Genomic DNA, 17,973 nt, shown 5'->3' on the forward strand with positions numbered 1-17,973 from the left:
TGTTTTCAGAGGAAAATTTATCATTTAAGTCTAACTAATATCGCCTGACCGTTAATAGCAATTGTAGCAAACTATTCATAGATAATGGAAAAGATGGAAATCATAAAGACAAATACTTTAACGAAACGCTTCGGTTCAACCGTTGCGACAGATAACATTGCCATTCACGTTAATCAGGGCGAGATTTACGGTTTCTTGGGACTAAACGGTGCGGGTAAGACAACCCTAATCCGTATGCTGTTAGGAATGATAAAGCCCGATAGCGGAACAATCACACTTTTTGGCAACGAACTTACACCGCAATTCAGACAATGGAATGAAATCGGTTATTTGGTTGAAACGCCCTATTCATATCCCAATCTTTCGGTTTACGAAAACCTGAAAGTGATTTACAAATTGCGACAACAGAACAACCCAAAAGCGATTGACGAGATTATTGAAAAACTAAAACTCACAAAATACATAAACACCAAAGCCAACGCCTTATCACTTGGCAACCAACAACGATTAGGACTTGCAAAAGCACTCATACACAAACCTAAGCTTCTGATATTGGACGAACCGATAAACGGTTTAGACCCGGAAGGAATTGTAGAAGTTCGGGAGCTTTTAACCGACCTCGCCAAAAACGGTTCAACCATTTTTCTTTCAAGTCACATACTCGGCGAAATTTCCAAAGTTGCAAACCGTATTGCCATCATTCACGAAGGAAGACTGATTAAGGAGTTGACGACAAAAGAATTATCAAGTCAAATCATCAAGAAAATTCTGGTGCAAACAACCGACAATCAAAAGGCAATTCAACATTTACAAAATGCCAATTATTCGGTTGAACCAATAGAGACAGACGAAATAGAAATTACAGATAGCGAAGCATTGGAAAAACCGGAACTCATATCAAAACTATTGACAGAAAACGGACTTCCACCGAAACAAATTTTCCTGTTTACGGAAGATTTAGAAATGTATTTTCTGCGAACCATAAAAGGAAACAAACGATGAAACAGCAAATATGTGCATTACAAGCAGAACTGATAAAAATAAAACACTCGAAAATTATTTGGGCAACTTTTATCGCATTTGCATTAGCACCAATTATGGGTGCTGTTTGCATTTTTATCATTCAAGGTGGCGAAGCATTGGGAAAAACAGGCGCACTTGTTGCCAAAGCAAAAGCAATGAACTTTGAGGCAAATTGGGAATCGTATTTTGATATACTGACACAAGCCGTTAGCGTTGGCGGTATTTTGGTTTTCGGGTTCGTGGCAAGTTGGATTTTTGGTCGTGAATATTCTGACGGAACAGCTAAAGATTTGCTTTCACTCCCTACATCACGAACACAAATTCTGAACGCAAAATTTAGTCTGTTCGTACTTTGGTGTTTCCTGCTTGTGCTGTCAAATTTGTTGCTGGCATTTGTTTTCGGAGCACTTTTGCAACTCCCACCACCGGGCAGTGGTTGGCTGCTCCAATCGTTAGGCGACTATTTCTTTACGACCGTTTTGACAATTATTATTGGTTTTCCGATTGCATTTTTCGCTCTTTGGAGCAAAGGCTATCTTGCACCTTTGGGCTTTGTTGCATTGACATTGGTATTTGCACAAGTAATTGCAGCGACAGGTTACGGCTCATATTTTCCTTGGTCAGTCCCCGCACTTTATAGTGGTGTAGGCGGCGAATACAAAATCTTACTTGACAATTACAGCTACGGAATTTTAGTCCTGACGAGTATTGCAGGGTATATAGCGACAGTGATGTATTGGAACTATGCAGACCAAACGAAATAGAGAGAAACAACTACCGCCAACATGGGCTTTGCGTCAGGCGGGATTACACACAAATTTGAAGTTTGGTCTCCCGCACCAGCGTTCGTCTCGTGTTGACAGGCCTTCATCCCGCCGAGCTGATGAAACAGGGCGGCGAGTTCGCCCGTATGGTAGAGAGGCAAAGCAAAGCGGGGTAAAAAACCATGAATGAAGGACGGTTGAAAGATTGTATCGAAAACCAGCAAATTTATACTATATGAACATTTACGAATTCGGTATCGAAAATCAGAGGAAACTGCTCTTTTTTCAAGGGTCGTGTACCTGCTGGAAAGATTATATGCCCTCCATAGAGCTGCTCTCGAAGGAGTTTCATGTGATTGTTCCCGCTCTGGAAGGACACGACCCTGCCGAGAAAACGGATTTTATCTCTGTAGAAAAAACCGTCGGCGACACCACCGACTATTTATTGAAACGTGGGTATAAGGAACTTTATGCCGCTTACGGACTGAGTATCGGCGGGGCAATGGTTTTACGCCTGTTGGCGGAACAGCGCATACAAGTACATAAAGCTATCGTAGACGGAGGCACAACACCCTACGAATTTCCATACTGGTTCACGCGTCTGATCCTGCTTCGCGATTACCTGATGATTCAACTCCTCAGAAGCAGCATGTTCGTTCTAAAGCTCTTTTTCGATCCCAAACGCTGGACACCCGAAGGCTGCGATCCGGAAGCCGAATACAAAGCCATACTTCTGTTTCTGAAAGGACTTTCGGGAAAAACCATTTGGAATATCTTCGACTCTGCCAACAACTACGATATGCCAAACCCCATGCCCAAGTTGTCGACGGAAACACTGTTTTGCTACGGCTCTCGCGAAAAAAACGCCCGGAAGAGCAACATCCGTTGGGTATTGAGCCATGTAAACGGCGTACAGCTGCGGGAAATACCGGATATGGAACATGGCGAGCTGGTCATGCTGCATCCCAAGCAATTCTACGAAACGCTGACCGACTTTCTGAATCGTGCTAAAGTATAGAGGGGGGGGGCGATATCTATACAAAAACTTTTATTGGATGAGCATGTATTTTTTATAGTTTTGTATCCGAATTATAGTGAAGTGTTTTTGCGAAATGAACTACAAAAAAATATTCGAAGATATTTTCGAAAAGCTGAAGAAAATCCCTGATGAAGGCAAGGTGGCAGATTATATTCCGGAGTTGGCGCGTGTCAACCCCGATTCTTTCGGTGTCCATCTGACGACAGTCGATGGTGCGCATCATGCTTTCGGTGACTCCGAAACCCGTTTCTCCGTACAGAGTATTGCCAAGGTGTTGTCGTTTGTACTTGCTTATTCGCATGTGAAAAGCAATATCTGGAAACGAATGGATCTGGAGCCTGCGGGAACGCCTTTTAATTCGCTCGTACAATTGGAATACGACAAGGGGAAGCCGCGAAATCCGTTTGTAAATGCCGGTGCGATAGTCGTGTGTGATATTCTTGTGAGTCGGCTGGAAAATCCCTCGGTCGAGGTGTTGGAATTTGTACGAAGCTTATCGGGAAATAACGAGATCGATTTCAATCTCAAGGTCGCGCATTCGGAGCGATCGATGGCCTATCGTAATTACGCACTAGTCAACTTGATGAAGTCGTTCGGGAATATCAAGAACGATATTGAGAAGGTCATGGACTTGTATTTTAAAATATGTTCCATCGAAATGACATGCAGAGAGTTGTCCGAGTCGTTTCTTTTTCTCGCCAATAACGGTATTGTCCCTTATTCGGGTAAGCCAATCCTTTCTCCGAGCCGTACTAAACGAACGAATGCGCTGATGCAGACTTGCGGATTCTATGATGAGGCCGGACAGTTTGCGTTTAAAGTCGGACTTCCCGGTAAGAGCGGTGTGGGCGGTGGTATCGTAGCAGTGCATCCGCAAAGATACAGTATCGCCGTATGGAGTCCACGGTTGAATCAGAAAGGAAATTCACAGAGGGGGATCTTGTTTTTGGAAGAGTTTACGACTAAAACCAAGCTTTCGATTTTCTGATTCTCGTTTGGAAATCCGGAGGCGTAGTGTGAAGAGTTGGAAAAATCCCTACAAATAGGGATTTCCCGGATGCCGGAAAAAGGCTTCCTTTGTACAAACAAATTATTTTATTCCATTCAAAATGAATCTACAGAAAATAATCATCTCATGTTGCTTCTGCTTTCTTCTGCTGATCATTCCGCATGTGTCGAAGGCGCATACAATGTGGATCGAATCGTCTTATCAGGGGAATGTAGGTCAGGAACAGCAAGTCAAAATCTTTTTCGGCGAGTTTTCGATCGATATGATTACGCCTACGCAAAAATGGTTCTCGGATATTGCCGATTGCAAGTTGATGCTTCTCTCTCCGAACGGAGAGAAAAAAGCGTTGTCGAAGGCTCAGGAAGAGAATTGTTACACGGCTTCGTTTACGCCTGAGGCCGAAGGTTGGTATCTGATTTATCTTGAACATCTCGTAAAAGACTTGTATGAAGGAATGCGTATTACGTATCAGGCGCTCTCGTGGGTAAAAGTGGGTATCCCAACGGGATTGCCGGCCGTACTGTCACCTTTCAGTAACGGGAAGCTGATCCTTCCTCCACAGGTACCTTTTGAACTGAATGCTTCGACGGAGGTGACACTCGTCAAAAACAGCGTACCGGTCGTTTCACAACGTTTCACGCTTACGGCAAATAACGGATGGCGGAAGAGCCTGCGGAGCGGCAAAGAATCGGGTAAGGCAAGCACGGAGCTGATCTTCTCTGCGAAGTATTTATACGAATGGAGCGAAAGCATCCCCGTCACCAACGATACGGAGAAGGTACAACCTGAACATCGTACCGATTACGTGAATACGTGCTACTTCTTCCGTTTGTAGGCCTTTTGGGGGGCTACAGGTGAGGATTGCCTCATACTACGCTTGTTCGCAATACCTGAAAATAGGAGTCGCGAACGAGTAGTACATACGATCAATACATTTACAAAATACGTTTCGACTTTTGAATGAATCTTTAAATTAAAGAGAAATGAAACACGATCATGAAACAAAAAACGAGATGCGCAGGCATCATGGTCACGGCCATCACAAGCATGATCATCACCATCATGCACACCGGATAAGAGGACGGAAACTGTTGTGGGTAACGCTGCTGAATTTTTCGATCACGATTGTGCAGATTATTGGAGGAGTCCTTTCCAACAGTCTCTCTTTAATCTCGGATGCGATACACAATCTGGGTGATTCGTCGGCTATCTTCATCGCTTTTCTAGCCGGCAGACATGCTGAAAAACAGCCCGACGAACACAAGACGTTCGGCTATAAACGCATCGAAATCCTAGCGGCGCTTTTCAATGCTGTCGTGTTGATTGCCATTTGTATCTATCTGTTTTTCGAAGCTTATCAACGGTTTATGACACCTGAACCGATTAAAGGGAAGGTGATGCTTATTGTCGCCGTTTTCGGTTTGTTGGCCAATCTGATATCGGTTGTTGTACTGCACAAAGACAAATCACACAATCTGAATGTACGTGCCGCGTACTTGCACCTGCTGGGTGATACGCTGTCGTCCGTGGCTGTCATAGCCGGAGGAATTGCCATCTGGATGTGGGAGCTGTATTGGCTTGACCCACTCATCACCGTATTGGTAGGCATATACATCATCCGTCATACATGGTCGATTATGCGGCAGACCGTCAATATCCTGATGCAGGCCACTCCCGACGGAATAGATGTCAATACCGTGAAACGGAGGGTTGAGGAACTCCCCGAAGTAGAAAACATGCACCACCTCCATATCTGGCGGATGGACGACGATCATGTTCATCTCGAAGCACATGTGAATATCCGTACAGACTGCGTGTTATCTGCTGTACAGCCTGTCAGGAAACGTATTGAAAGGATGCTTTTCGAATCATTCGGTATTAACCATGTAACTCTTCAGATCGAATACAAAGGATGTCAGGGAGAAGACGGATTGATTCATCAAAGCGAACGGGTGCATACTACGCATAAGTGAACGGATGATCCGGATTCGTTCCGGCAAACATAGGCGGGTGTGTTATAACATGGCGTTTTGACACACCCTCATTATGCTTGACGGAACCGTGAAACGAAAGCCGATAACGGCGAGTTATGATCTTTCAGCGAAGATTTTTTCGTTATCTTTGTGCCATGATCATCATACGCAATCCAGAAAAAAGGCAAGGAAATGCTTGGGCGGCGACAGTCGGATTTTTCGATGGCGTTCATCAAGGACATCGTTTCCTGATCCGTGAACTGCGTCGTCTGGCCGATGAGCGTGGGCAGTCTGCCGCCGTTTTTACATTTCCGGTACATCCGCGTATCGTCCTACAGGCCGACTATCAGCCGAAATTGCTGAATTCGTTCGACGAGAAATTGAAACATCTGGCAACGACGGAGGCCGACTGTTGCGCCGTGCTTGACTTCACACGCGAATTGGCCGCTCTCTCAGCCCGTGAGTTTATCGAACAAGTTTTGTGGAAACAATGGGGTGTCCGCACCTTGTTGGTGGGGTACGACCATCGTTTCGGACGCAACCGCGAAGAAGGCTTTGAGGAATATGCTGCTTACGGGAAAGCGTGCGGCATGGAAGTGCTGAAGGCCACTCTTTATCTCCCGTCGGAAGGTGAAGAAGCCGTGAGCTCATCGCGGATCAGGCAGTTTCTTGCCGAGTGCCGCGTAGAAGAAGCGGCGCAGATGCTGACGTACCCGTATCTTCTGAAAGGACATATCGTCGGTGGGCGTCAGATTGGCCGTACGATGGGATTCCCGACAGCCAACATCGAAGTCGACGAACCGTTCAAAGTCTGGCCGGGCCATGGCGTCTATGCCGTATGGGTACACTTGCGCGGTACTCGTTACAAGGGGATGCTCTCCGTCGGCAACCGCCCAACGGTCGATGGTCAGTCGCTGACGGTCGAAGTCCATCTGTTGCATTTCTCCGACACCGTCTATGGTGAAGCAATCGAAGTCGAGTTCATCCGTTTCGTACGTCAGAACAGGAAGTTCAAAGACTTGGAAGCCTTGAAAGAACAGCTTGAGCTGGACCGGGAAGAAGTAGACCGTCTACTGCATCATCAACCGTGACGTAACGTATTGCACATCGAAATGGAAACATATTATCAGGCCATAGATTTGCTCAAAGAGATGATTAAGCGTTCTTCGTTTAGTCGTGAAGAAAGGGAGGTGGCCGATTTCTTACAGTCCGAATGGAAGGCTGCGGGGCACGTCGTACATCGTAAGGGGAATAACCTCTGGATGACTTCCCGGAACATCGATCTCTCCAATCCTACTATCCTGCTCAATTCGCACATCGATACGGTCAGGCCCGTACAAGGTTGGACGAAAGACCCGTTCACTCCCTATGAAGACGACGAAACCGAGCGCCTCTATGGTTTGGGCAGCAACGATGCCGGTGCGAGTGTCGTCGCTCTTTATGCCGCATTTACTCAATTGTCGGCCAATGAACAGCCCTATAATCTGATTTTTCTGGCTTCGGCCGAAGAAGAGGTGTCCGGACAGGGAGGAGTTGAAAGTGTTCTGCCCGAGTTGCCTCCGGTCGCGTTCGGTGTCGTGGGTGAACCGACCGGGATGCATCCGGCGATTGCCGAAAAAGGACTGCTTGTGCTCGATTGTGTCAGCCACGGAAGAGCCGGTCATGCCGCTCGTAACGAAGGTCTCAACGCGATCTCCGAAGCCATGAAGGATATCGCGTGGTTTCATTCATACGCTTTTCCGCGTCGCAGCGACTTGTTGGGGGGCGTAAAAATGAGTGTGACGATGATCGAAGCCGGCACACAACACAATGTAGTGCCCGACCGATGCCGGTTTACCGTCGATGTACGCACCAATGAACTTTATTCCAACCGGGAAGCGTTGGACGAAATACGAGCGCACGTCTCTTGCGACGTGACGCCCCGCAGCCTGCGTCTCAACTCGTCGCGTCTTGATACTGCGCATCCGTTTGTGCAACGTGCCGTGATGTTGGGGAAAGAACCGTTCGGTTCTCCCACGATGAGCGATCAGGCTTTGATGCCGTTTCCTACGGTGAAGATCGGGCCGGGCGATTCGGCACGTTCTCACAGCGCCGACGAATACATCGAGCTGCCGGAAATACGTGAAGCGATCACGCTTTATATCCGTTTATTGGATCAGCTCAGTATCAACTCTTTTCCATGTTGAAAAAAATCCTTGCGACAGTCGGAACGCGCTATGCGATCGCTTTGCTCAACCTGCTGCTTATCCTGATTCACAGCCGGGTGCTGGGTAAGGATGGGATAGGGGTCGTCGGAGTGATTTATGCTTCGGTGAATCTGGCGGTTATCTTTAACAGTGTCCTCTGTGGCAATACGATCGTCTACTTTATGCATCGGCAGCCTTTCCGTACCGTCTTCTGGCCGACGTATGTATGGGCTTTCGTCGGTTCGGCGATTGCTTGTATCTGCATGGCGCTGCTGGGGATGCTTCCCGAAGGGTATGGCTTTATTGTTTACGGGCTATCTGTCCTGCTTTCGCTCGTAGCGGCGAATGCTCGTTTCCTGCTGGGTAAAGACCTGATCAAGGCGTTTAATACGGTTTTTATCATTCAGGGCGGGTTGTTGTTTTTTATCCTCGTAGGACTCTACTTCGGACTGAACCAACGTGATGTGTCCGGGTATCTGTGGGGCCTTTTTCTGACGAATCTCATCGCATGGATGGTCAGTCTGGGATTGATGGTAAAGCCGTTCTTTCGTGTGCAGCACGAAAATCCGGCATTGGGTTCGTGGCTCAAAGGCGTGAAAGCGATGTTTATGTACGGTCTTTGGAGCAGTGCCGACAATTTGGCCGAAGGGCTGACGACCCGTCTGAATTACTTTCTGTTGCAACGGTTTGGCGGATACGGACAGGTCGGGTTGTTGGATTCGGGCACGAAAATTTCCGAAAGTATCTGGCATATCAGTCACGGGGTGAGCTTTATCGCTTACAGTCAGATAGCCCGGACATCGGAGACCGAACGGCAGCGCAGCCTCACGCTGCGACTGTTTAAGCTGACCTACTCAACACTGATCGTAGCCATGGCACTTATCCTCTGTTTGCCGGAGTGGGTCTATACGGATTATCTGTTTACGCCCGAATTTACGGGAATTCGGAAGGTGATTGAGGCCTTGGCAGTCGGGATTGTGACTTTCGGCAGTAATCGTATCCTGAGCCATTACTTCATCGGGACGGGACGCGTGCGCGTCAGCGCCGTATGTTCCTGTGTCGGATTGCTTGTACTGCTGATAGCAGGAGGATTGCTGATTCCCGCTTACGGGGTGACCGGAGCGGCACTTTCTTCGAGTATCGCGTTTTCGGCCATGCTGCTTTTTTCCATTGTCGCGTTTCTCCGTCTTACCTCAACTCGCCCTGTTGAATTATTGCCGGGCGTGTTCCGCATCAAAAAGTAGCTCTTTGAGCAGAAACGCCCGATTGGGCAGCTCCTTGAAGCATGCTTCCAACTGATACGCTCAGTCAATAGGCACGGAACACAATGACTTTGCCTTCCGTTTCTACTTCGAATTGATCGCTCAGCGCCTCGTTCAACGTGCCTTGCCACCAACGGGTGATGCGTTTTCGGGTTAGAGGCCAGCGTACGTTGCGGAGAGTTAACGGTTCGCTGTCTACACAAAAAACGGAAATCTGCTGTCCGGCATACGACGCAAAAGAGGTCTTTGCCGCGGCAGGTGTGAAGATGCCGTAGTCCGTACGCATCTCGACGGTTGCCTGGTCCATATAATCGGCCAACAGGCTGATGTTACCGAGTGTGTGATCTTCACGTTTCCCCGTGGCACCGACGATAAGTAGTCGGTGATGCCCCTGTTTGAGGGCATAACGTACCACCTTCGTCAGGTCATTCGTCTCCTGCTCCGATTCAAGATAGAGTCTGTCTGCCACTTGGTCGCGCGCCGTTTCGGAGATGGAATCGCCATCGCCTACCACGGCCAGCGGCATAAAGCCGGCGCGAAGGAGCGCGTCAGCAGCTCCGTCACAACAGATAATCCGGTCATGGAACTGTTCGATCGCCCCATACGCGGCCGGATGCGAAGGAAAGTCTCCGGCTGCCACAATGACCGTGTCGGGAGTCGATGCTATAGGATGTTTATGTGTGAAATTCATGAAAATGAGTGTTAAAAACGGTGCAAATGTAAGATTTTATTTGGATAGTAAGGGCAAAGTTCAGACTTTTGCACCACCGTTTCATTCCTCTGCCGCGTGGTTTCTACATCGTCGTTCTGAATCATACCGGCAAAAAAATATTTGTGCGGTAGAGGAAAAAGAGGAAAAAGAGCGAAACATTTTGTTCGCCTTATTTGTTACTTTGTTAGTAATTAATTAAACAATAAAAGACATGAAAAAATTTACATTTACGTTTTATCTTGGAGCAATCCTCTGTATGATGGCTTTGCTTCCGAATGCAGCATGGGGGCAGTCTCCCAAACCCGGATGTACCTTGACCAGAGACACGATCCGAATAGATGTCGGTCAGTCCGATTCGGTCAAAGTGAATGTCATACCGAAAACAGACACGGTGGCGTGGAAGTCGAAAAACCCGCTGATTGCAACGGTAAAATATGCCGTATCCGACAGTACCTATGGTAAGATTACCGGCATAAATCCGGGCAGAACGGAAATTGTGGTGACATCGCAAAGTAAGGTCAAAGACTCTTGTGTCGTCATTGTTTATGAGCCGGTCACGAGTGTAGAGCTGAAGGATAAAAAGGGGATGGATATCAAAGAACTCTATATGACTGTCGACAGCAAAGACACGCTTTACGCGAAGGTCAATCCGTCGGGAGCGAATAAGAAAGTACGATTTTCCAGCCTGTCGGGACTTGCGACTGTCAACACATTCGATACCTTGGGGGTGATTACCGCGCGATCAAGGCCCGGGACGGTAAAGATTGTCGTTACGGCCGGACATGAAGGCAACTTGAAAACCGATACGTGTCTGGTACACATTATCAATCCGGTGACGGAAGTTTCTTTTCCGGATATCAAAGATACGGTCATAATGCACCTGCATCATAAAATGTTGTTGCGTGCCGTCGTCAAACCGGCCGATGCGGATGATACGAATTTGGCATGGTCGGTCGAAGGTGGGTCGGTGACGGCAACTCCCATGGCCGATGATACGAAAGTCGCTCGAATCGAATCCGTAGCCCCCGGAATATCGAAAGTGACGGCTATGGCGAAGAACGGAAAGTCCGCCACGTGTGTCTTTAAGGTGCTTCCACCCGCAGCTGTAGCAGGTTTATCGCTCGATAAGGACACGCTTTATATGGCTGTCGGAGAGCGTGACACGTTGACGGCAAAAATCTTCCCGAACGATGCCTTTAAGAAGAAAGTGAAATGGTCGTCCACGAATGCGGCTTATGCGGCTGTTACGCCCGAGACGGATACCACGGCTGTCGTATTGGCTAAGAAGCTCGGTATCGCACTGATCGTTGCCGAGTCGTTAGACGGAAGCTTTAAAGATACATGTTATGTGAGTGTGCTAGAAACAATACCGGTCAAGGGTATCGATATAGACAGTACTTCCATCAGGTTAGCTGCCGGGAAGAAAGGCAAGCTGAACGCAACGATTAAGCCGACCAACGCCACGAATAAGAAGGTGGTATGGACAAGTGGCAACACGGCTGTTGTAACGGTCGATTCATGTTATTTGACCGGAATAGCTTCGGGTGAGACCTGGGTGTATGTCCGCACTGTTGACGGAGGCTTCAGGGACTCTTGTAAGGTGACGATTTACGGTTCGAACGCCAATGAGAAAATTGTTGAGAACGTGGATATCTGGAGTTTCGATAACAGTTTACGCATCCGCACCGACAAAATGCGGCCGCTGGCTATTTATACGATTTCGGGCGCGCTCTACCGCAAAGAGAATGCCGTAGTCGGTGAGCGTATTATCACGCTGCCTAAGGGCGTTTACATTGTCGTGCTGGGCGATGTTCGCAAAAAAATCTTTGTGCAGTAAGATTGTACATAGGTTGTTATTTTTGAAAGAGCCTGCCGGAAGCCATAGCCGAGCAGGCTCTCTTTTTGGGTAAAGCTGCCTGAATGTCTAAATTTTCGCCCCCCGCTCAGCAAGGTGTATCTAGAAAGATATAAGTCTGATTATTAATAAATAACGTCATTTTTGTCTTCTTATTTCGTGCATGATGTTGGCCGGTGGTCGACCGTTACGCAGTTCTTCGGCCATGAACATCATGGCCGGCTCGACGTGTGCAAAATAACGTTTTAATCCGGCACAGAGATAGTTCAAGCCATACTCGCCATCGGTCGATACGGCGATTCTGTTCTTCGGGCATTCGCCGTTGCACAATTTTAAGAAGCGGCAGGAGCGGCATTGTGTTGGCAGACCGTCCTGTTTATCGTTCCCGAAACGGCGTTGTTCGTCCGAGAGGGTCATTTCCACGAGCGTTTTTTCGTACAGGTTACCGCGCCGGTATTCGGGATAGACGAAATGGTCGCAGGCATAGACGTCGCCGTTATATTCCATGGCCAGCGCATGACCACATGTTTTCGCATAGATGCAGACGCCGGGAGGCTCACCGAGGGTACCTGCCAATGTGGCGTCGAAAAGCTGTATATAATATTGTCCCACATCGTGGCGTACCCATTCGTCGAACACCGCAATATAAAAATCGCCGTAAGCGATCGGATCGACCGACCAGGGTGCCAATTCACAGTCTTCCGGATGGTCGGCCGCCGTGAGCAGCTCGAGCCCGTCCGCACGGGTACCAAGTCGTTCGACAATCGGAGAGAATTGCATGTAGCGGCTACCGATCTCTTTGAAGAAGTGATACATTTCGAGCGGAAAACGCACGTTGTAATCGTGCAATACCGACAGCGTATTGAATTCCACTCCATGACGGTGCAACCGCTCGATGCCTCGCATGACTCGGGCAAATGTACCCCGTCCCCCGCAATCCTTACGATAGCGGTCGTGCATCGTTTCCGGCCCATCAATGGAGATGCCGACCAGAAAATCGTTGTCTTTGAAGAAACGGCACCATTCGTCGTTAAGCAACAGCCCGTTCGTCTGGATACAATTCTGTATCTCCCGGCCCCGTCCGTATTGTCGTTGGAATTTCAGCGCTTTGCGGTAGAAGTCGAGACCTCGCAGCAGCGACTCGCCTCCGTGCCATGTGAATTGTACGAACGGGCTTGTCTGGCATTCAATATAGGCTTGGGTAAATCGTTCGAGGGTATCATCGGACATTCTGTTCTGCTTGCGTTCCTGATACAGTCCGCTTTTTTCGAGATAATAGCAATACTCGCAGTCCATATTACAGAGCGCGCCTACCGGCTTCGCCATCACGTAGATCGGAAACGAGAGCGGAGTGAAATACAGTGTCGGTTTCATAAGGGCAAAAGTACGGAATTTTCGCCGATGGCAAAGAGCGTCTTTCTTATACATTTATGAATAGAAGGTTTGAACGCGGATACATGGATTTAAGTCGTTGTTTTTTAATCTTTAGTGCGCTCGTCTCGCAATTACGGAAAAATTTCCGCAATATATTTGTTTATCCGGTTTCTATATCGTACTTTTGCGACATCAAAAGAAACGTTAAACCGAATAAATAAACATTTAAAACAATTTGCTTATGTGGTTACTAAAATCTTCTATCGGGAAAAAGCTGGTGATGAGTATATCCGGTATTTTCCTGGTTTTGTTTTTGCTGTTCCACTTGTCGATGAATGTGACGGCGGTCTTCTCGACCGACGCCTACAACATGATTTGTGGATTGCTGGGTGCGAACTGGTATGCGGTAGTGGCGACCATCGGTTTGGGAGCGATTATTGCCATTCACTTTGTGTATGCGGTGATGCTGACGCTGCAAAACCGGAAGGCTCGCGGGAACGACCGTTATGCGGTGAATACGCGTCCTCAGGGAGTGAGCTGGGCTTCGCAGAACATGTTCGTGATCGGTGTGGTGGTCATTGGCTTTATGATTCTTCATTTTAGCCAGTTTTGGTACAAGATGATGTTTGCGGAATTACTCGGACATCACGAAGTAGAGCTGGGTGGCAGTGTAGTGTCTCCGCAGGACGGGGCCGCGTTCATTCAGTATTATTTCAGCCAGTTATGGGTGGTGATAGCCTACTTGATTTGGTATGTGGCCTTGTGGTTCCACCTCACACACGGTGTGTGGAGTGCGATTCACACCATCGGCTGGAACAATCACGTGTGGATGAACCGTCTGAAAGTGATTAGCAATGTGGTGGCTACGCTTATCTTTTTGGGATATGCTTTTGTTACGCTCTTCTTCTATGTGAAAAGCCTGTGCGGCTAATATGAACAAACAAGATGTAATTTCTTTTAAAAGCAATCGTTATGAGTCAAATAAATTCAAAAATACCACAGGGGCCGTTAGCCGAGAAGTGGACCAATTATAAAGCACACCAGAAACTGGTAAACCCGGCCAACAAACGCCGTTTGGATATTATTGTCGTAGGTACCGGGCTCGCCGGCGCTTCGGCTGCCGCCTCGCTGGCCGAAATGGGGTTTAACGTATTTAATTTCTGTATTCAGGATTCGCCGCGTCGTGCGCACTCCATTGCTGCGCAGGGAGGTATCAATGCGGCCAAGAACTATCAGAACGACGGTGACTCGGTGTATCGTCTGTTCTACGACACGATTAAAGGGGGTGACTATCGGGCTCGTGAAGCCAACGTGTATCGTTTGGCCGAAGTATCGAACGCCATTATCGACCAGTGTGTGGCGCAGGGTGTACCTTTTGCCCGCGAATACGGCGGGTTGCTCGACAACCGTTCGTTCGGTGGGGCACAGGTATCGCGTACGTTCTATGCCCGCGGACAGACGGGACAGCAGTTGCTGCTGGGCGCTTACTCGGCGCTGAGCCGTCAGATCGGGCTGGGTAAAGTAAAGATGTACACGCGTTATGAGATGCTCGATGTCGTAAAGATCGACGGACGTGCCCGCGGGATTCTGGCACGCAATTTAGTAACCGGTAAGATCGAACGCTTTGCGGCTCACGCCGTAGTCGTAGCCACAGGCGGATATGTGAACACGTTCTTCCTATCGACGAACGCGATGGCCTCGAACGGATCGGCGGCATGGCAATGCTACAAGAAGGGAGCGTACTTCGCGAACCCGTGTATGGTACAGATTCACCCGACGTGTATTCCGGTACACGGCGAATTTCAGTCGAAGCTGACGCTGATGTCGGAGTCGTTGCGTAACGACGGACGTATCTGGGTGCCCAAAAAGAAAGAAGATGCCGAAGCGATTCGCGCCGGCAAACTGAGACCTACACAGATCAAAGAAGAAGACCGCGACTATTATCTGGAACGTCGGTATCCGGCGTTCGGTAACCTCGTGCCGCGCGACGTGGCTTCGCGCGCTGCCAAAGAACGTTGCGACGCCGGATTCGGCGTAGGAGCCGGTCAGGCCGTTTACCTCGACTTTGCCGACGCCATCAACCGTCTGGGGCGCGATGTGGTAGAAGCGCGTTACGGGAACCTCTTCCAAATGTATGAAAAGATTGTGGACGATAATCCGTACGAAACTCCGATGATGATTTATCCGGCGCTCCACTACTCGATGGGCGGACTGTGGGTAGACTACGAACTGATGACCAACATCCCCGGTCTGTTTGCCATCGGCGAAGCCAACTTCTCCGATCACGGAGCGAACCGTCTGGGAGCATCGGCCTTGATGCAAGGATTGGCCGACGGTTATTTCGTGTTGCCGTATACGATTCAGAACTATCTGGCCGATCAGATTCAGGTGCCCCGTTTCAAGACCGACGCGCCGGAGTTTGTGGAAGCCGAGAAGCAGATTCAGGATCGGATCAACCGGTTGATGAATATCAAAGGAAAACGTTCGGTCGACAGTCTGCATAAAGAGCTGGGACACATTATGTGGGATCACGTCGGGATGGCGCGTAATGCCGAAGGGCTGAAAGAAGCCATCGAGATGTTGAAGAAACTGAAAAAAGAATTCTGGAGCAATGTACGCATTCCCGGCAGGGGCGACGACCTGAACGTAGAGCTTGAAAAGGCGTTGCGTCTGGCCGACTTTATCGAGATCGGTGAACTGATGGCGCACGACTCGTACGACCGTGCCGAATCGTGCGGCGGACATTTCCGCGAAGAGCACCAGACGTCGGAAGGTGAAGCGATGCGCCACGACGAAGAATTCTCGTATGTATCGTGCTGGGAATACCAGGGCGAAGACAAAGATCCGGTGATGCTGAAAGAACCGCTCGATTACGAGTTTGTCGTTCGTCAGCAGCGGAACTATAAGAATTAAGGAGTTTCACACAGCTTAAAAGAACAAGACAATGGATAAAAATATCGATATAACCGTAAAAGTATGGCGCCAGCGAGGTCCGAAAGAAAAAGGCGCTTTTGAAACATATCCGCTCAAAGGAATTTCTCAGGGCAGTTCGTTCCTCGAAATGCTGGATGTGCTCAACGAACAGTTGGTCAATGAAGGCAAAGAACCGGTCTTCTTCGATCACGATTGCCGCGAAGGTATCTGCGGGATGTGCTCATTATACATCAACGGCCATCCGCACGGCCCGGATTCGGCCATTACCACGTGCCAGTTGCACATGCGTAAGTTCGACGACGGAGAGACAATTACCGTCGAGCCGTGGCGTTCGGCCGGTTTCCCGGTGATCCGTGACTTGACGGTCGACCGTCAGGCATACGACAAGATCATGCAGGCCGGAGGGTTCGTGTCCGTCAACACCGGTGGAGTACCCGATGCCAACGCGATTCCGATTCCGAAGAAAGATGCCGATCTGGCTATGGATGCGGCGGCCTGCATCGGTTGCGGCGCTTGTGCGGCAGCCTGCAAGAATGGGTCGGCCATGTTGTTCGTGTCGGCCAAGGTCAGTCAGCTGGCTTTGCTCCCGCAGGGTAAGGTAGAAGCGGCCCGCCGTGCCAAAGCGATGGTAGCCAAGATGGACGAACTTGGGTTCGGAAACTGTACGAACACCCGTGCATGCGAAGTGGAATGTCCGAAACAAATTTCGGTGACGAATATCGCCCGCATGAATCGCGAGTATCTCTCGGCCAAGTTCAAGGATTGATCGTAGACTCCCAAAGGAGTAAACCGTATGGTAAAAAGCCATCCCGCTTCGAGCGAGATGGCTTTCTCTTTTATACACGAGGTCGTTCGGAAATGTAATGTTAACATGCGAACGGAATTTGTTTGATGATTGATTTATCCCAGATTCCGCAATAGAACAAATAAGAATGAATTTAATTCAGGCCTTCAGCCCTCCGAACAGGGTCCGGATGTCGATCCCCCACCCTGGCGGGATAGGGCTGAAATAAAACGGGCTTTCAGCCCTTGTATGCTCTTCGGGGGTTGAGTTGTTGAAATGTTTATTTGTTGAGTTGTTGGCCTGTGAACATCCCCCCCTGCCCCCCCCCTTCAAAGGGGGAAGAGCGAAGCGAAGGAGGATGTCATCCCTTCAAAGGGGGAAAGCGTGGTACACGCCGAATCATGTACCCGGTATGACAATTAACAATTGACAATTAAATAATGGACGTACGAATGTACGATACATAAAGGGGGGTTACCCCTATACACGGAGGGGTTATACCCTATACACGGAGGGGGTTATTGCATTAAATTAAGGGATGAAACCCGTCTCTCTCCCCCTTAAATCTCTCCTCAGAGAGGAGGCGGAATTACTCCTAATGCTTAAAAAACGGCTACTGTGATAATTGCTTGAATCATTCAATCATGAGTCATTTTCAGCTCATAAAAACAAGCGTTCTTATCGTGATTACTGTTTGCCCCTCCCCTGCAAGAAGAAAATGCTGATCATAACGATGGATAAAAGGAGCTCAAACTTTCAATTTATTTTTCCGGACAGAAATAATTCCGGACACATTCCGCATACCGTCAAACGCCACGTTCTCCTTAAAACCCGTACGCAAAATTTTATCCCGGATTCCGCAATAGGACAAATCATAATGAATTTCATTCAGGCTTTCAGCCCTCTAAATAGGGTGCGGACATCAATACCCCACCCTTACGGGATGGGGCTGAAATAATTCGGGCTTTCAGCCCTTGGTTAAATAATTGTCAATGGTCGTACATTTGTACTTTTGTAAATAATTCAATAATTACTAACTTTGATATCAGCATGGACAA

At 48.6% G+C, this 17,973-nt stretch carries 15 protein-coding genes; 13 read left to right on the plus strand and 2 right to left on the minus strand.

Annotation, left to right across the window (positions count from 1 at the left end; translation table 11 throughout):
* The first annotated feature begins 84 nt into the window (after positions 1 to 84).
* From EII41_RS08360 to EII41_RS08400, 9 genes are all read left to right on the plus strand, one after another.
* On the plus strand, positions 85 to 1,002 hold the full coding sequence (locus tag EII41_RS08360; RefSeq protein ID WP_221620709.1) for an ABC transporter ATP-binding protein: 918 nt from the start codon (positions 85 to 87) through the stop codon (positions 1,000 to 1,002).
* Positions 999 to 1,787: an ABC transporter permease gene (locus EII41_RS08365; RefSeq protein ID WP_124790218.1), complete on the plus strand. Its 789-nt coding sequence runs from the start codon at positions 999 to 1,001 to the stop codon at positions 1,785 to 1,787. The genes EII41_RS08360 and EII41_RS08365 overlap by 4 nt, the downstream gene beginning before the upstream one ends.
* Positions 1,788 to 2,022: 235 nt before the next feature.
* Entirely contained in the window at positions 2,023 to 2,805 is a 783-nt protein-coding gene (locus EII41_RS08370; RefSeq protein ID WP_124790219.1) for an alpha/beta fold hydrolase, read from the plus strand.
* A 94-nt stretch (positions 2,806 to 2,899) separates the two neighbouring features.
* Positions 2,900 to 3,814, plus strand: coding sequence for a glutaminase (locus EII41_RS08375; RefSeq protein WP_124790220.1), 915 nt, complete (start codon positions 2,900 to 2,902; stop codon positions 3,812 to 3,814).
* Positions 3,815 to 3,935: 121 nt separating this feature from the next.
* On the plus strand, positions 3,936 to 4,670 hold the full coding sequence (locus EII41_RS08380) for a hypothetical protein (RefSeq protein ID WP_124790221.1): 735 nt from the start codon (positions 3,936 to 3,938) through the stop codon (positions 4,668 to 4,670).
* A gap of 148 nt (positions 4,671 to 4,818) precedes the next feature.
* On the plus strand, positions 4,819 to 5,808 hold the full coding sequence (locus EII41_RS08385) for a cation diffusion facilitator family transporter (protein ID WP_221620710.1): 990 nt from the start codon (positions 4,819 to 4,821) through the stop codon (positions 5,806 to 5,808).
* A gap of 155 nt (positions 5,809 to 5,963) precedes the next feature.
* Positions 5,964 to 6,899: a riboflavin biosynthesis protein RibF gene (gene ribF, locus EII41_RS08390; RefSeq protein WP_124790230.1), complete on the plus strand. Its 936-nt coding sequence runs from the start codon at positions 5,964 to 5,966 to the stop codon at positions 6,897 to 6,899.
* A gap of 21 nt (positions 6,900 to 6,920) precedes the next feature.
* Positions 6,921 to 7,994, plus strand: coding sequence for a M20 family metallo-hydrolase (locus EII41_RS08395; protein WP_124790222.1), 1,074 nt, complete (start codon positions 6,921 to 6,923; stop codon positions 7,992 to 7,994).
* Positions 7,988 to 9,238 carry a lipopolysaccharide biosynthesis protein gene (locus EII41_RS08400; RefSeq protein ID WP_124790223.1) on the plus strand — a complete coding sequence of 417 codons (1,251 nt, stop codon included), beginning with the start codon at positions 7,988 to 7,990 and terminating at the stop codon, positions 9,236 to 9,238. Before EII41_RS08395 ends, EII41_RS08400 begins: the two co-directional genes overlap by 7 nt.
* A 64-nt stretch (positions 9,239 to 9,302) precedes the next feature.
* Here the strand turns inward: EII41_RS08400 and EII41_RS08405 are convergent, their stop codons facing one another.
* Complete coding sequence (locus EII41_RS08405) at positions 9,303 to 9,947, minus strand: thiamine diphosphokinase (protein ID WP_124790224.1); 645 nt, start codon at positions 9,945 to 9,947, stop codon at positions 9,303 to 9,305.
* 232 nt (positions 9,948 to 10,179) lie between these two features.
* Between EII41_RS08405 and EII41_RS08410 the strand changes: the two genes are divergently transcribed.
* Entirely contained in the window at positions 10,180 to 11,805 is a 1,626-nt protein-coding gene (locus EII41_RS08410; RefSeq protein WP_124790225.1) for an Ig domain-containing protein, read from the plus strand.
* A 156-nt stretch (positions 11,806 to 11,961) separates the two neighbouring features.
* On the opposite strand, the gene EII41_RS08415 is transcribed toward EII41_RS08410, so the two are convergent.
* Positions 11,962 to 13,197 (minus strand): anaerobic sulfatase-maturation protein, encoded by a 1,236-nt coding sequence (locus EII41_RS08415; protein ID WP_124790226.1) that lies wholly within the window; start codon positions 13,195 to 13,197, stop codon positions 11,962 to 11,964.
* Between the two features lie 241 nt (positions 13,198 to 13,438).
* Between EII41_RS08415 and EII41_RS08420 the strand changes: the two genes are divergently transcribed.
* The 3 genes from EII41_RS08420 to EII41_RS08430 are packed head-to-tail and all read left to right on the plus strand — an operon-like array spanning position 13,439 to position 16,897.
* Complete coding sequence (locus EII41_RS08420; protein ID WP_124752165.1) at positions 13,439 to 14,128, plus strand: succinate dehydrogenase cytochrome b subunit; 690 nt, start codon at positions 13,439 to 13,441, stop codon at positions 14,126 to 14,128.
* 41 nt (positions 14,129 to 14,169) lie between these two features.
* Complete coding sequence (locus EII41_RS08425) at positions 14,170 to 16,110, plus strand: fumarate reductase/succinate dehydrogenase flavoprotein subunit (protein ID WP_124752164.1); 1,941 nt, start codon at positions 14,170 to 14,172, stop codon at positions 16,108 to 16,110.
* Between the two features lie 31 nt (positions 16,111 to 16,141).
* Positions 16,142 to 16,897, plus strand: a complete 756-nt coding sequence (locus EII41_RS08430) for a succinate dehydrogenase/fumarate reductase iron-sulfur subunit (RefSeq protein WP_124752163.1) — start codon at positions 16,142 to 16,144, stop codon at positions 16,895 to 16,897.
* Positions 16,898 to 17,973 lie beyond the last annotated feature (1,076 nt).

It is taken from the genome of Tannerella forsythia, assembly GCF_003860135.1.
Classification (GTDB): Bacteria; Bacteroidota; Bacteroidia; order Bacteroidales; family Tannerellaceae; genus Tannerella; species Tannerella forsythia_A.